This window comes from Sideroxydans sp., assembly GCF_054604835.1.
The window spans coordinates 280,071-293,861 of record NZ_JBTSFG010000003.1 but is presented as its reverse complement, the minus strand read 5'-3'; the positions used below and the strand labels follow the sequence as shown (position 1 = coordinate 293,861).

General features: G+C 60.6%; 13 protein-coding genes. All 13 read left to right on the top strand.

Going from position 1 to position 13,791, the window contains the following annotated elements; translation table 11 throughout:
• Positions 1 to 17: 17 nt before the first annotated feature.
• The 13 genes from ACYCZ5_RS07085 (at position 18) to nhaD (ending at position 13,741) form a co-directional block, all read left to right on the top strand.
• Positions 18 to 260: an FmdB family zinc ribbon protein gene (locus tag ACYCZ5_RS07085; protein WP_461544092.1), complete on the top strand. Its 243-nt coding sequence runs from the start codon at positions 18 to 20 to the stop codon at positions 258 to 260.
• Positions 261 to 878: a DUF502 domain-containing protein gene (locus ACYCZ5_RS07080; RefSeq protein ID WP_461544091.1), complete on the top strand. Its 618-nt coding sequence runs from the start codon at positions 261 to 263 to the stop codon at positions 876 to 878.
• 35 nt (positions 879 to 913) lie between these two features.
• Positions 914 to 2,713, top strand: a complete 1,800-nt coding sequence (aspS, locus tag ACYCZ5_RS07075; RefSeq protein ID WP_461544090.1) for an aspartate--tRNA ligase — start codon at positions 914 to 916, stop codon at positions 2,711 to 2,713.
• 3 nt (positions 2,714 to 2,716) lie between these two features.
• Positions 2,717 to 3,085, top strand: a complete 369-nt coding sequence (locus ACYCZ5_RS07070) for a guanyl-specific ribonuclease (protein ID WP_461544089.1) — start codon at positions 2,717 to 2,719, stop codon at positions 3,083 to 3,085.
• Between the two features lie 2 nt (positions 3,086 to 3,087).
• Positions 3,088 to 3,489, top strand: a complete 402-nt coding sequence (locus tag ACYCZ5_RS07065; protein ID WP_461544088.1) for a barstar family protein — start codon at positions 3,088 to 3,090, stop codon at positions 3,487 to 3,489.
• The gene (nudB, locus tag ACYCZ5_RS07060) at positions 3,489 to 3,938 is read left to right on the top strand and encodes a dihydroneopterin triphosphate diphosphatase (RefSeq protein WP_461544087.1); all 450 of its coding nucleotides are present in this window, start codon (positions 3,489 to 3,491) and stop codon (positions 3,936 to 3,938) included. The genes ACYCZ5_RS07065 and nudB overlap by 1 nt, the downstream gene beginning before the upstream one ends.
• Positions 3,931 to 5,028 carry a quinolinate synthase NadA gene (gene nadA / locus ACYCZ5_RS07055; RefSeq protein WP_461544086.1) on the top strand — a complete coding sequence of 366 codons (1,098 nt, stop codon included), beginning with the start codon at positions 3,931 to 3,933 and terminating at the stop codon, positions 5,026 to 5,028. The genes nudB and nadA overlap by 8 nt, the downstream gene beginning before the upstream one ends.
• A 103-nt stretch (positions 5,029 to 5,131) precedes the next feature.
• Positions 5,132 to 5,866 carry an endonuclease/exonuclease/phosphatase family protein gene (locus ACYCZ5_RS07050; protein WP_461544085.1) on the top strand — a complete coding sequence of 245 codons (735 nt, stop codon included), beginning with the start codon at positions 5,132 to 5,134 and terminating at the stop codon, positions 5,864 to 5,866.
• Positions 5,863 to 7,020: a cardiolipin synthase ClsB gene (clsB, locus tag ACYCZ5_RS07045; protein ID WP_461544084.1), complete on the top strand. Its 1,158-nt coding sequence runs from the start codon at positions 5,863 to 5,865 to the stop codon at positions 7,018 to 7,020. Before ACYCZ5_RS07050 ends, clsB begins: the two co-directional genes overlap by 4 nt.
• A 104-nt stretch (positions 7,021 to 7,124) precedes the next feature.
• Positions 7,125 to 9,173: an EAL domain-containing protein gene (locus ACYCZ5_RS07040; protein WP_461544083.1), complete on the top strand. Its 2,049-nt coding sequence runs from the start codon at positions 7,125 to 7,127 to the stop codon at positions 9,171 to 9,173.
• Positions 9,174 to 9,232: 59 nt separating this feature from the next.
• Positions 9,233 to 11,029 (top strand): ABCB family ABC transporter ATP-binding protein/permease, encoded by a 1,797-nt coding sequence (locus ACYCZ5_RS07035; protein WP_461544082.1) that lies wholly within the window; start codon positions 9,233 to 9,235, stop codon positions 11,027 to 11,029.
• A 210-nt stretch (positions 11,030 to 11,239) separates the two neighbouring features.
• Positions 11,240 to 12,094, top strand: coding sequence for a D-alanyl-D-alanine endopeptidase (pbpG, locus tag ACYCZ5_RS07030; protein ID WP_461544081.1), 855 nt, complete (start codon positions 11,240 to 11,242; stop codon positions 12,092 to 12,094).
• A 237-nt stretch (positions 12,095 to 12,331) separates the two neighbouring features.
• Positions 12,332 to 13,741: a sodium:proton antiporter NhaD gene (gene nhaD, locus ACYCZ5_RS07025; RefSeq protein WP_461544080.1), complete on the top strand. Its 1,410-nt coding sequence runs from the start codon at positions 12,332 to 12,334 to the stop codon at positions 13,739 to 13,741.
• Positions 13,742 to 13,791 lie beyond the last annotated feature (50 nt).

Genomic DNA, 13,791 nt, shown 5'->3' with positions numbered 1-13,791 from the left:
ATTTGCAGGAGAAAACCATGCCTATCTACGACTATCGTTGCAGTAGCTGCGGAGTGCAGAAGGACGTGATGCAGAAGGTCAGCGACCCGGTGCTGACGACTTGCCCGGAGTGCGGTCAGGAGACCTTTTCCAAGCAGCTGACGGCCGCAGGCTTTCAGCTCAAGGGCAACGGCTATTACGTGACCGATTTCAAGAACAAGCCGGCACCGGCGTGCGAGCCTTCGGGCTGCGCATCCTGTCCGGCCGCGGGTACCCACTAAGTGAAGAAATATCTGCTGACCGGTCTGCTGGTCCTGGTGCCGCTGGTGATCACCCTGTGGGTGCTCAGCTTCATCATAGGAATCCTTGACCAGTCGTTGTTGCTGTTGCCGGAGGTTTGGCATCCGGACAACCTGCTTGGTATCCATATTCCCGGTTTGGGAGTGATCCTGACGGTGGGTACCGTGCTGCTCACGGGTTTGCTGGTGCGCAACGTGTTCGGCCAGCAGTTGCTGGACTGGTGGGAGGGGTTGTTGCGCCGCATCCCGTTCGTGAATGCGATCTACAACAGCGTCAAACAGGTCAGCGACACACTGCTTTCCGGTAGCGGCAATTCCTTCCGCAAGGTGCTGCTGGTGCGTTATCCGCATGCACAGGCGTGGTCGCTGGCCTTTCAGACCAACGTGCCCGCCGAGGTGACGCGCAAGTTGCATGGCGAAGACTATGTGGGTGTGTTCGTGCCGACCACGCCCAGCCCGGTCAACGGTTTTTATTTCTATGTGAAGAAGTCCGAGACCATCGAACTCGACATCAGCGTGGATGCGGCTTTTAAGGCCATCGTTTCCATGGGCGTGGTCACCACTCCCGAGAACGCTGCCCAGCTTGCCGCTTCCAATTAAGTCCTTTCAGCACCTTTCCTATCTGTATCCCTATCATGCGAACTCATTATTCCGGACAACTCAACGTTAACCAACTCGGTCAGACCGTCACCCTGTGCGGCTGGGCGCATCGCCGCCGCGACCACGGCGGGGTGATCTTCATCGACCTGCGCGACCGCGAAGGCATCTCTCAAGTGGTGTGCGATCCTGACCGTGCCGACATGTTCGCCATCGCCGAATCCGTGCGCAACGAATTCGTGCTCAAGATCACCGGCCGTGTGCGCCGCCGTCCCGAAGGCACCGAGAACAAGAACATGTACAGCGGCGAGATCGAAGTGCTGTGCCAAGAGATCGAAGTGCTGAACATCTCGGTCACGCCACCGTTCCAGATCGACGACGAGAACCTGTCCGAGAACGTGCGTCTGACCCATCGCGTGATCGATCTGCGCCGTCCGCAGATGCAGAAGAACATGATGCTGCGCTACAAGACCGCGCGCGCGTTCCGCCGCTTCCTCGACGACAACGGCTTCATCGACATCGAAACGCCGATGCTGACCAAATCCACACCGGAAGGCGCGCGTGACTATCTGGTGCCGTCGCGTGTGCATGCCGGCGACTTTTTCGCGCTGCCGCAGTCGCCGCAACTGTTCAAGCAAATGCTGATGGTGGCCGGCTTCGACCGTTACTACCAGCTCACCAAATGCTTCCGCGACGAAGACCTGCGCGCCGACCGCCAGCCCGAATTTACCCAGGTCGATATCGAGACATCCTTCATGTCTGAAGAGCAGATCATGACGATGATGGAAGAGATGATCCGTGTCGTGTTCAAGGAAGTGCTCAGCGTCAATCTGCCCAATCCGTTCCCGCGCATCGGCTACGCCGAGGCGATGGCGCGTTTCGGCTCCGACAAGCCGGACATGCGCGTGACGCTGGAGATCACCGAAGTCACCGACGCGGTGAAAGATGTCGCGTTCAAGGTGTTCAGCGGTGTGGCGAATTCCGGCGGCCGTGTGGGCGCGTTGCGCGTGCCGAACGGCGGCGCATTCACGCGCGGCGAGATCGACGAATACACCAAATTCGTCGGCATCTACGGTGCCAAGGGTCTGGCCTACATCAAGGTCAACGACGTCACCCAGTTGAACGAGACCGGCCTGCAGTCCCCCATCGTCAAGAACCTGAACGAAGCGGCGCTGAAGACCATCATCGAACGCACCGGTGCGCAAAACGGCGACATCATCTTCTTCGGCGCGGACAAGACCAAGATCGTCAACGATGCGCTGGGCGCATTGCGCAGCAAGATCGGTCACGAGAAGGGTCACACCAACGGCAAGGCGTGGGAGCCGATCTGGGTGGTGGACTTCCCCATGTTCGAATACGACGACGAAGCCGGTCGCTGGAACGCCTGTCACCATCCGTTCACCGCCCCCAAGGACGAGCATCTGCAATTCCTCGAAACCGATCCGGGCAAGTGTCTGGCAAAAGCCTATGACCTCGCGCTCAACGGTTGGGAGATCGGCGGCGGCTCGGTGCGTATCCACAAGGAAGCCGTGCAGAGCCAGGTGTTCCGCGCACTCAACATCGGCGCGGAAGAAGCCCAGCTCAAGTTCGGCTTCCTGCTCGATGCGCTGCAATATGGCGCGCCGCCGCACGGCGGTCTGGCCTTCGGTCTGGACCGTATCGTCACCATGATGACCGGTGCAGAATCCATCCGTGACGTGATTGCCTTCCCCAAGACGCAACGCGCGCAATGCCTGTTGACGCAGGCACCATCTGCCGTGGACGAGAAGCAGTTGCGCGAATTGCACATCCGTCTGCGCCAGCAAGTGCAGACCACCGTGGAAGTCAGCAAGGAATAAACGATGCGCCGCGCGGCACAGGCTGGCTGGGGGCTGCTGATCGCCCTGCTGCTGTGCCTGCCGTTTGCGCAGGCAAGCGATCAGCCGCCGCATCCGCTCGCGGTCGTCTCCGTCGCGCAACTGCCGCCGGAGGCGCGCGACACGCTGCAACGCATTCAGCGCGGCGGCCCGTTCCCTTATGCGCGTGACGGCATCACTTTCAAGAATCGCGAACGCATCCTGCCGCCGCAACAGACCGGTTATTACCGCGAGTACACAGTGAGTACGCCGGGCGTCAGCCATCGCGGTGCGCGTCGCATCGTGTGCGGCATCGTTCCTGAATGCTATTACAGCGCCGACCACTACCGCAGTTTCAAACGCATCAAGGAGTGAGCATGAGCGACTTGTGTGAACGTTTGCAGGATCTGGGTGAAGCCGGTGTCTACCGTCTGAGTTGTCCGGTCGAGGTGTTGCGCGGCAATGTGTTGTTGTCGGAGCTGCGCAGCTTCGAACTCGACTTGGCCAACGTGCACAGCAAGGGCGAATTCCTCGCCACCATCGCGCATGCCATACAAGCACCGGACTGGTTCGGTCATAACTTCGATGCCTTGTCAGATGCCGTGTGCGACCTTTCCTGGCTGGGTGGGGATGACAAAGGCTATGTGTTGTTGCTGCTGAATGCAGACGAGACGCTGGGCCTGACAGTCGCGGATCACGCCATCGTCACGGACATCTTCAACGACGCAGTGAGCTGCTGGAGAGCGGCGGGCAAGCCGTTCTGGGTCTTCATCGCGTGATGCCGGCAAGCAAGCAACCCATCTCCGTACTCGTCGTCATCTACACCGCTGCGCTGGAAGTCCTGCTATTGGAACGTGCCGACCATCCCGGCTATTGGCAATCGGTCACCGGCAGTCGCGATGGCGAAGAGTCGCTGCGCGAAACCGCACTGCGCGAAGTCCTTGAAGAGACGGGCATCGATGCCGCAAAGTTTCAACTGACCGACTGGCAACACCAGAACGACTACGAGATCTACCCGCACTGGCGTCACCGCTATCCGCCCGGCGTCACGCGTAACACCGAACACGTGTTCGGCCTGCAACTTCCGCAGCAACTCCCCGTCCAACTCTCGCCGCGCGAACACCTGAACTTGCAGTGGTTGCCCTGGCAGGAGGCGGCGGATAAAGTGTTCTCGCCCAGCAACCGCGCGGCGATATTGCAATTACCAGAGAAAGTGCAGCATGGCTGAACAGCAGATATCCATCGCTTACGAACACCCCGACCAGACGCAGACCGGTTGTAGCACCGCGCATGCCTGGGCGAAGAAACCACGCGAACCAGAACTCGCCGAGAAAGCCGAACTTATCGCCCGCATCAAGCGTATGTTGAAGGAGCAGGATGCCGTGCTGGTCGCGCACTACTATGTGCATCCCGATCTGCAAGATCTGGCAGAGGCGACCGGCGGCATCGTGTCCGACTCGCTCGATATGGCCAACTTCGGCCACCAGCATCCGGCCAAGACCATCGTGGTGGCAGGTGTGCGTTTCATGGGCGAGACTGCCAAGATACTCAACCCCGAAAAACGCGTGCTGATGCCCGATCTCGATGCGGAGTGCTCGCTCGATCTCGGCTGCCCCGCCGACGAATTCGCCGCGTTCTGCGACGCGCATCCCGACCGCGTCGTGGTGGTCTATGCCAACACCAGCGCCGCCGTGAAAGCGCGCGCCGACTGGATGGTGACAAGCTCAATCGCGCTGCCGGTGGTGAAACATCTGAAGGAGCAAGGCCAGAAGATACTGTGGGCGCCGGATCGTCACCTCGGCGGCTATGTGCAGGAACAGACCGGCGCCGACATGCTGCTCTGGCAAGGTTCCTGCATCGTGCACGACGAATACAAGGCCCGCGAACTGCAGGAGCTGAAAGCGCAGCATCCCGGCGCGCTGGTGCTGGTGCATCCCGAATCGCCGCGCGCCGTGGTGCAGCAGGCCGACGTGGTCGGTTCCACCACGCAACTCATCAAAGCTGCACAGAGTTCAACAGCGAAAGAATTCATCGTCGCCACCGACAACGGCATCCTGCACAAGATGCGCACCCTGTGCCCCGAAAAGACCTTCCTCGAAGCACCCACCGCCGGCCACGGTGCCACCTGCACCAGCTGCAGCCACTGCCCGTGGATGTCGATGAACGGTCTGCAGAATCTGGCCGAAGTGCTGGAAAAAGGTCACAACGAGATCCACGTCGATCCCGCCATCATCCCGCGCGCGGTGCAACCCATCAAACGCATGTTGGACTTTGCGAAGCAGATCGATCTGCCGACGAAAGGGATCGGGAATGCTTAATGGCGGGCTTCCGCTATCGGCCAGAAGCGGCCTCTAATCCCACCAACCATACTGTCTAACAACCTGCACGCAACCCGTCTTCCCGATTGGGTAGAATGCAGCCATGCCCCATCTCAAGGTCGCCACCTACAACATCCACAAAGGTTTTTCGCTGTTCAACCGGCGGGTGGTGCTGCACGATTTGCGCGAGCAGTTGCGCGCGTTGAATGCGGACATCGTGTTCTTGCAGGAGGTGCAGGGGGAGCATACGCACCATGCGCTGCGGCACGGGACTTATCCTGCGGGGCCGCAGCATGAGTTTCTGGCGGATGAGTTCTGGGCGCATCAGGCTTACGGCATGAACGCGGTGTATGAGCGGGGGCATCATGGCAACGCCATCCTGAGTCGTTTTCCTATCGTGCAGACGAGCAATCGCGATGTCTCGGCGCACCGCTACGAGCAGCGTGGTCTGCTGCATTGCGAGATCGATGTGAAGGGGCAGTCCGTGCATTGCTTCTGCACACATTTCGGCCTGTTCGCGCGCGGACGGCGGCAGCAGATGCAGTCGCTGATCGAACATGCGCAGACGGAAGTGCCGGCAGATTCTGCGCTGCTCATCGCGGGGGATTTCAACGATTGGCGCAATGAGCTCACGCGCGGTTTGACCGAAGGCCTGGGTGTGCAGGATGTGTTCCACCTCAGTTGCGGTTTTCCTGCGCGCAGTTTCCCGGCGGCTTTCCCGCTGTTCAAGCTGGATCGTATCTATGCGCGCGGTTTCGATGTGGTGGGGTGCGATATTCACGGCGGTCGGCGCAAGTCCGACCATGCGGCACTTTCTGCGAATTTGATAAGACGATGAGCAGCAGCTTCCAGGTAGGTTCGAATCGACTTAGGCTGTTGCAGAACGGCGCGGAGTTCTTTCCTGCGCTTTGCGCCGATATCGACGCGGCGCAGCATTCGGTGCATCTGGAGACGTATATCTTCGCGGCTGACGAGACGGGCAGGCTGGTGTCGCAGGCCCTGCAGCATGCCGCCCAGCGCCAGGTCGCAGTGCGGCTGTTGCTGGATGGTTTCGGTTCGGCCGGTCTGCCCGAGGCGTGGGTGGAAGAGATGCGCAACGCCGGGGTGGAGGTGTTGTGGTTCCGCCGCGAGCGCGGTTTCTTCCGCATGCGCCGCTACCGTCTGCGTCGCATGCACCGCAAGCTGGCCGTGATCGACAGTGAGATCGCATACGTCGGCGGCATCAACATCATCAACGACATCCCGTATGCGGAAGATTTCGATGCGCCGCGGCTGGATTATGCGGTGCGGGTGCAGGGTGCGCTGACGCATGACGTGCAGGAGGCGATGCGTCATCTGTGGTCCAGCGTGCGCTGGGCAAGTCTGCGCAAGCGCATCGGACGCTTGCGCGTGCAGCTTCGCAGTCGCGGGGAGACGGAAAAAGCGCGCGGTGCGTCCCTGCTACTGCGCGACAACGTGCGCCACCGGCACGAGATCGAGGCGGCCTACCTGCGTGCCATCAATCATGCCCGTCACGAGATCGTGTTGGCACATGCTTACTTCCTGCCGGGACGCGCTATGCGCCGCGCATTGAAGCGGGCGGCGGAGCGCGGGGTGCGCGTGGTGCTGCTGTTGCAGGGCAGGGTGGAATACCGTTTCCAGCATTACGCGACGCAGGCTTTGTACGGTCAGATGCTGAAGGCCGGTGTCGAGATCCATGAGTACAGCGACAGTTACCTGCACGCCAAGGCTTGCGTGGTGGACGGCGCCTGGGCCACGCTGGGATCTGCCAACCTCGATCCGTTCAGCATGCTGTTGGCGCGTGAGGCCAATCTGGCCGTGCGCGATGCGGCATTTGCGACGTGCCTGCGCGACAGTGTGATGCACGCGGTGCAGTTCCATGCGCGCGCCGTGCTCAGGCCGCCCAGCCATCCCGTATCCATCTTCCTGTCGCGCCTGAGCTACGGTGCGATCCGTCTGCTGGTCGGTGTTCTTGTGCGGCAAAGACACTGAGGCAACACTCCCCTAGCGAAAATTCGCGACATCCGCTTTCCGACTCGGGTTAGTATTCCGCCCGGAAAAAAATAAGGGTATTCCGAAAAAAAGGGGGAGGGAGCGTGGCATATTTGTTCGGATTGATCCGGCACATGTCGTTGGGGCGACTGCTGGGCATATTGTCGGTGTTCGCGATGGTGCTGGCGTTCGTGCTGATCTTCAGCCTGTCCGGCGCGATCCGCGACCGGGCGGTGCACGATCTGGCGCGGGAGGATGCGCGGCAGACGTCGCAACTGGTGTTCCAGAGTCTGTATTCCGCCATGCGCAAGGGCTGGAGCAAGCAGGATATCAATGAAGCCATCGAGCGCCTGAACCGCCAGTTCCCCGATCTGAGGATACGCGTGTACCGAGGCGAGGTGGTGGCCCGCCAGTTCGGCGCGATGCCGCAGGAGGCGGAAGTGGTGGCTGCCGATGCGCCGCTGCGCAAGGCGCTGGGCGACGGGCAGGAGACCTTGCTGTTCCCGAATGCGGACGAGATCCGCTATCTCTACCCCTTGCAGGCGACGGAAGAATGTCTGGGCTGCCACACGCAGTCGCACGTCGGCGCGGTTCATGGCGTGATCGACATCGGCTATCCGGTGAAGAACCTCAAGGTGTCGTTCAGCAGCGTGCTCAATTCCATGCTGGTCTATACCCTCGCCATCATCGGTTTCGTGTTCCTCGTGCTGTATTTCAAACTGCGTTACCTCTTTGTGCTGCCCATCGCCAAGCTGGTCAACGTGATGCGCGAGATATCGGTCGACATGGACCTGACGCGGCGCGTGAAGTACGACATCCCCCTGCTGGAGCTGCAGAGTCTGGCGGAGTATTTCAACAGTCTGCTGAAGACGGTACACGAATACAACGTCAGGCTGGAGGAGCTGTCCACCCACGACCCGCTGACCGATCTGTACAACCGGCGCAAGTTCGAGGACTTCCTGCATTACGAGATCATCCGTTCCGCGCGCCATCAGCGCAGCTTCTCGCTGATGATGGTCGATCTGGATAACTTCAAGTACATCAACGACACCTTCGGGCATCCGGTCGGCGATCTGGTGCTGAAGGAGTTGTCCATGCTGCTCTCTGGGTGTCTGCGCAAAGGCGACGTGCTGGCGCGGCTGGGCGGCGACGAGTTCGCCATCCTGCTGCCCGAGACCGAACTGGCGAAGGGCATGCAGGTGGCGAACAAGCTGCTGCAGTCGCTGCAGGACAAGGAGTTCGAACTGCCGGTCGGCAAAGTGCGCTGCACCGCCAGTTTCAGTCTGGTCAGTTATCCGGAGGATGGACTGACCGAGGGTGAGATCTATTCGGCCATGGACGTGGTGCTGTACAAGGCCAAATCGCGCGGCAAGAACCAGGTGATGACGGCCGAGAGTGAAGAAGACCGCAGCATGATGAACGTGTTCCGCCAGGGCGAGTTCCTGCGCGCCGCGTTGCGCGAAAATCGGGTGGAGGCCCATCTGCAGCCCATCGTCAATCTGCGCGACGGTTCCATCAAGGCGTACGAAGTGTTGGCGCGCATCCGTGACGGCGAGGTGATCGTGCCGGCCGGCGAGTTCGTAGAGGTGGCGGAGAAGCTGGGCATGGCGCAGGAGATGGACAGTGTCGTGTTCCGCAAGGGACTGGCCCACTATGCCAAGGTCAGCCGCAAGCATCCGGATGTGAAGCTCTTCTTCAACCTGTTTCCGCGCAGCTTCAACGATATCGAATGGGTGCGCGCCATCCCGGCGATCGCGCGCGAGGCGGGCATGCCGTGCGAGCTGATCGTGCTGGAACTGACCGAGCGTGAGGCGCTGCCCAATCTGTCGCAGGTGCGCGCGGTGATCGAGGAGCTGAAAGGGACCGGCATCAAGATCGCGCTGGACGATTTCGGCAGCGGCTTCTCATCCTTCATGTACCTGAAATACTTGCCGGTCGATTACGTGAAGATCGAGGGCAGCTTCGTGCAGCAGATCGTCAACGACCCGCGCGACCGCATCATGGTGGAGCACATCAACAGCATGGCGCACGAGTTCGGCCTGAAGACCATCGCCGAGTTCGTAGAGGACGAGGAGACCGCGCGGATGCTGGCCGAGATCGGCGTGGACAGCGCGCAGGGCTACTACTTCGGGCGACCGGCCGCACCGGACTGAGCATCGCGGCTGGGGGGCTGCGGCTATAATGCAGCCCGTCCTCATTCATGGTTCGCCCGATGCGCCACGCCAGTTCCCACCATTCCCCCTCCTCCGGCATGCCCACACGCACCGACTGGACGGTGATCAAGAGTCTCCTGCCTTATCTGCTGGAATTCAAATGGCGGGTCGCTTTCGTCGTCATGCTGCTGGTCGCCTCCAAGTTGGCCAACGTGGTCGTGCCGCTGGCGTTGAAGGAGATCGTGGACGAAATGGGTAAGCCGCAGGCCATGCTGGCTGTGCCGGTGATGCTGATCGTCGGCTACGGTTTGCTGCGTCTGCTGTCCACTTTGTTCGGCGAGTTGCGCGATGCGCTGTTCGCCAAGGTGACGCAGCGCGCCATCCGCCGTGTGGCCTCGCAGGTGTTCGAGCATCTGCACAGTTTGAGCCTGCGCTTCCATCTGGAGCGCCAGACCGGCGGCGTATCGCGCGACATCGAGCGCGGCACGCGCGGCATCAGCTTCCTGCTCACCTTCCTGCTGTTCAATATCCTGCCGACGTTGCTGGAGATCGGGCTGGTGGCGGCCATCCTGTTCGTGAAATACGACCCGCTGTTCGCCATCATCACCTTCGTCACGCTGGCCGCCTACATCGTGTTCACGCTGGTGGTCACCGAATGGCGCATGGTGTTCCGCCGCACCATGAACGACATGGATTCCAAGGCCAACACGCGCGCCATTGACAGCCTGATCAACTACGAGACGGTGAAGTATTTCGGCAACGAGAAGTTCGAGGTCGCGCGCTACGACGAGCAGATGAAGACCTGGGAAGTGTCGGCGGTGCGCAACCAGACTTCGCTGGCCACGCTGAACGCCGGGCAGAGCATCATCATCGCCATCGGCGTCACCCTGCTGATGCTGCTGGCGGCGCAGGAAGTGGTGGCCGGCAAGATGACTATCGGCGATCTGGTACTGGTCAACGTGTTCATGCTGCAACTTTATATGCCGCTGCATTTCCTCGGTTTCGTCTACCGCGAGATCAAGAACGCGCTGGCCGACATGGAGAAGATGTTCCGGCTGCTGGATGTGAACCGCGAAGTGGAAGATGCGCCGGATGCGCCGCCCTTGAAGTTGGAACACGGCGCCGTGCGCTTCGAAGACGTTACCTTTTCCTATGATCCGACGCGGCAGATATTGCACGGTGTCAGCTTCGATGTGCCGGCCGGCCATACCGTGGCTGTGGTGGGCGCGAGCGGGGCGGGGAAGTCCACACTGTCGCGCCTGCTGTTCCGTTTCTATGATGTGGATAGCGGCGCGGTGGTGATCGACGGGCAGGACATCCGCAGCGTGACGCAGGCCAGCCTGCGCGCCGCCATCGGCATCGTGCCGCAGGACACCGTGCTGTTCAATGACACCATCTATTACAACATCGCCTACGGTCGTCCCGACGCGACACGCGAAGAGGTGTTGCGTGCCGCCCAGTCGGCGCATATCCATCATTTCATTGAATCGCTACCGCTGGGCTACGACACCATGGTGGGCGAGCGCGGCCTGAAACTGTCCGGCGGTGAGAAGCAGCGCGTCGCCATCGCGCGCGCCATGTTGAAGGATCCGGCCATCCTGATCTTCGACGAGGCGACGTCGGCGCTGGATTCCAAGTCCGAACGAGCCATACAGGATGAGATGCGCCTGATCGCGCGCGAACGCACCACGCTGATCATCGCCCATCGCTTGTCCACCGTGGTGGATGCCGAGCAGATACTGGTGATGGATAAAGGCGTCATCGTCGAGCGCGGTACACACCGTGAGCTGCTGGCACAGCAGGGCATCTATGCGCAGATGTGGGCTTTGCAGCAGCAGGAAGCGCGTAAGGAATAGCGGGCGACCAGCGGCAAGACCGGGCCGATGAGTGGATAGCTATGCCAATTGCCGGCTTCCACCGTTCAATTGCCGCCAAAATGCAAAGAATCTGTGGGTGCGGGCCAAGTCCGGGTAGTCATGTTTGGTGGATACGCAACAGACCGGCTTGTCGACAGGGACAATTGGGTTATCCTGCGCCCCGTCTTGTAAGGTATCAAGAGGATGTAAATGCGTATATTCCTGATCTCAGCTTTGTTTGCGACCTCCGCGTTCACCGCGCAGGCGGCGGGTATTGAGCGTGCGAACTACGGCAAGCTGCCACAGTTGGGCTCGGCCATCGCCATGATCTATGACGAGCAGACCGGCGAGCCGGTCTACAGCAAGAACGTCAATACGGTAGTGCCTATCGCGTCCATCACCAAGTTGATGACGGCCATGGTCATTCTGGATGCGCATCTCCCGCTGGACGAACCCATCACTATCACCCGCGAAGATCGGGACCGTCTGAAAGGCACCAAGTCGCGCCTGAAGGATGGCCTTACGCTATCCCGTGGCGATCTGTTGACGCTGGCGCTGATGGCTTCCGAGAACCGCGCCGCAGCGGCATTGGCTCGCACTTATCCCGGCGGTACACCGGTGCTGGTGGCGATGATGAATGCCAAGGCGCGTGAGTTGGGGATGGACGATACCCACTTCCAAGGGCCGGTCGGTCTGCACAGCGAGAACGTTTCCACCGCCAGGGATCTGGTGAAGATGGTGCTGGCGGCACAGCGCTATGAGCATATCCAGCGTGCATCGACCCAGGCCAGACATGTGGTGCAGATCAACGCGCGCCAGTCACTGCGCTTCGGCAACACCAATCCTCTGGTGCGCAGTCGCAACTGGGAGATCGGCCTGTCCAAGACCGGCTATATCAGCGAGGCGGGACGTTGTCTGGTGATGCAGGCCAAGCTGTCGGAGCGCCCGACCGTGATCGTGTTGCTGGATTCATGGGGCAAGAACACCCGTGTCGGCGACGCCAACCGCATCAAGAGCTGGATGGAACGACCCACTCGGGTTTCACGCCAAAGCAGGATGCGCTAGCCGCAGGATTATCCGGAAAGGGGCCGCTGTTGCGGCCCTTTTTATTTGCGCGGCGGTCGCAGCGCCAATACCACCACGGCGACCACGATTGCGAGTATGAGCAGCTCGATGAACATGTCGTGACTTTCAGCAGGATACGAGCGTCATTCTACGCCCCCGTGCTGCGATAAGAAGGCGCGCGTAAGGTACAATTCCGCGTCCAAAATTTTGTTGCCAGCATATCGCCGGAGGAATCCCATGAATCGCCTGCTTGCCTTGTTTGCTCTCACACTCACCCCGCTATTCGCCTACGCTTCCGGAGAAGGCATGCGCCTTGATCTGACCGGACACTGGGTGGGGATCACAGCCTTGCTGTTGTTCTTCGTCGCTTATCTGGCGGTGATGGCGGAAGAGTTTACGCATCTGCGCAAGTCCAAGCCGGTGATGCTGGCGGCGGGCATCATCTGGGGATTGATCGCCTGGTATTACCAGGGACACGACATCCCGCATGTGGTGGAGGCTGCCCTGCGCCATAACCTTGAGGAATATGCCGAACTGATGCTGTTCCTGATCGTAGCGATGACCTACATCAATGCCATGGATGAACGTAACGTGTTCGAGGCGCTGCGCTCTTGGCTGATCCGCAAGGGTTTCAGCTATCGCATGTTGTTCTGGGTGACCGGTGTGCTGGCATTCTTCATCTCGGCGGTGGCGGACAATCTGACCACTGCCCTGCTGATGGGCGCGGTGGTGACGGCGGTTGGCAAGGACAATCCGAAATTTGTGGTGCTGGCGCTGATCAACGTGGTTGTCGCGGCCAATGCGGGCGGCGCGTTCTCACCGTTCGGCGACATCACCACGCTAATGGTGTGGCAGAAGAACATCATGGCCAGTAACGGCCAGATCGGTTTCTGGACCTTCTTCAACCTGTTCCTGCCGTCGCTGATCAACTGGCTGATTCCCGCCATCGTCATGCACCTGTTCCTCGCCAGCGGCAAGCCGGAGGGCGGCGGAAAGATGATCGAGATGAAACGCGGCGCGATCCCTATCGCACTGTTGTTCCTGTTCACCATCGCGCTGGCGGTGAGCTTCCACAGTATGCTGAGTCTGCCGCCGGTGATTGGCATGCTGACCGGTATGGGTGTGCTCAAGTTCTACGCTTTTTACCTTCGCAAAACCACCAGTGGCCGCGCGCAGAAGGAAGTCAGCGAGATCGGCAGCCCCGCCGCGTTCGACATCTATCGTGAGGTGGCGCGCAGCGAATGGGATACCTTGTTCTTCTTCTACGGCGTGGTGATGTGCGTGGGCGGCCTGGGTTTCATCGGCTATCTCGCCATGATCTCGGAAGTGATGTACGGCTCATGGGGCGCGACCAATGCCAACATCGCTGTGGGTGTGATCTCTGCCGTGGTGGACAACATCCCGGTCATGTTTGCCGTGCTCACCATGCAGCCTGACATGTCCATCGGCCAGTGGCTGCTGGTCACGCTGACTGCCGGCGTGGGCGGTTCGCTGCTGTCCATCGGCTCCGCGGCGGGTGTCGCGCTGATGGGACAGGCGCGCGGCGTCTATACCTTCTTCGCCCACCTCAAGTGGACGCCGGTGATCGCGCTGGGTTATGCAGGCAGTATCGCCACGCATCTCGCTTTCAATCACGCCCTGTTCTGATGGAATGTGAGTCTCCCTTGTGCCGGCGACAGCCGGCTTGGCGACGATGG

What these genes read in the sequence shown, in the direction of transcription:
- ACYCZ5_RS07085 (WP_461544092.1), top strand. Translation starts at nt 18, where the DNA reads ATGCCTATCTACGACTATCGTTGCAGTAGCTGCGGAGTGCAGAAGGAC.
- aspS (WP_461544090.1), top strand. Translation starts at nt 914, where the DNA reads ATGCGAACTCATTATTCCGGACAACTCAACGTTAACCAACTCGGTCAG.
- ACYCZ5_RS07070 (WP_461544089.1), top strand. Translation starts at nt 2,717, where the DNA reads ATGCGCCGCGCGGCACAGGCTGGCTGGGGGCTGCTGATCGCCCTGCTG.
- ACYCZ5_RS07065 (WP_461544088.1), top strand. Translation starts at nt 3,088, where the DNA reads ATGAGCGACTTGTGTGAACGTTTGCAGGATCTGGGTGAAGCCGGTGTC.
- nudB (WP_461544087.1), top strand. Translation starts at nt 3,489, where the DNA reads ATGCCGGCAAGCAAGCAACCCATCTCCGTACTCGTCGTCATCTACACC.
- nadA (WP_461544086.1), top strand. Translation starts at nt 3,931, where the DNA reads ATGGCTGAACAGCAGATATCCATCGCTTACGAACACCCCGACCAGACG.
- ACYCZ5_RS07050 (WP_461544085.1), top strand. Translation starts at nt 5,132, where the DNA reads ATGCCCCATCTCAAGGTCGCCACCTACAACATCCACAAAGGTTTTTCG.
- clsB (WP_461544084.1), top strand. Translation starts at nt 5,863, where the DNA reads ATGAGCAGCAGCTTCCAGGTAGGTTCGAATCGACTTAGGCTGTTGCAG.
- ACYCZ5_RS07035 (WP_461544082.1), top strand. Translation starts at nt 9,233, where the DNA reads ATGCGCCACGCCAGTTCCCACCATTCCCCCTCCTCCGGCATGCCCACA.
- pbpG (WP_461544081.1), top strand. Translation starts at nt 11,240, where the DNA reads ATGCGTATATTCCTGATCTCAGCTTTGTTTGCGACCTCCGCGTTCACC.
- nhaD (WP_461544080.1), top strand. Translation starts at nt 12,332, where the DNA reads ATGAATCGCCTGCTTGCCTTGTTTGCTCTCACACTCACCCCGCTATTC.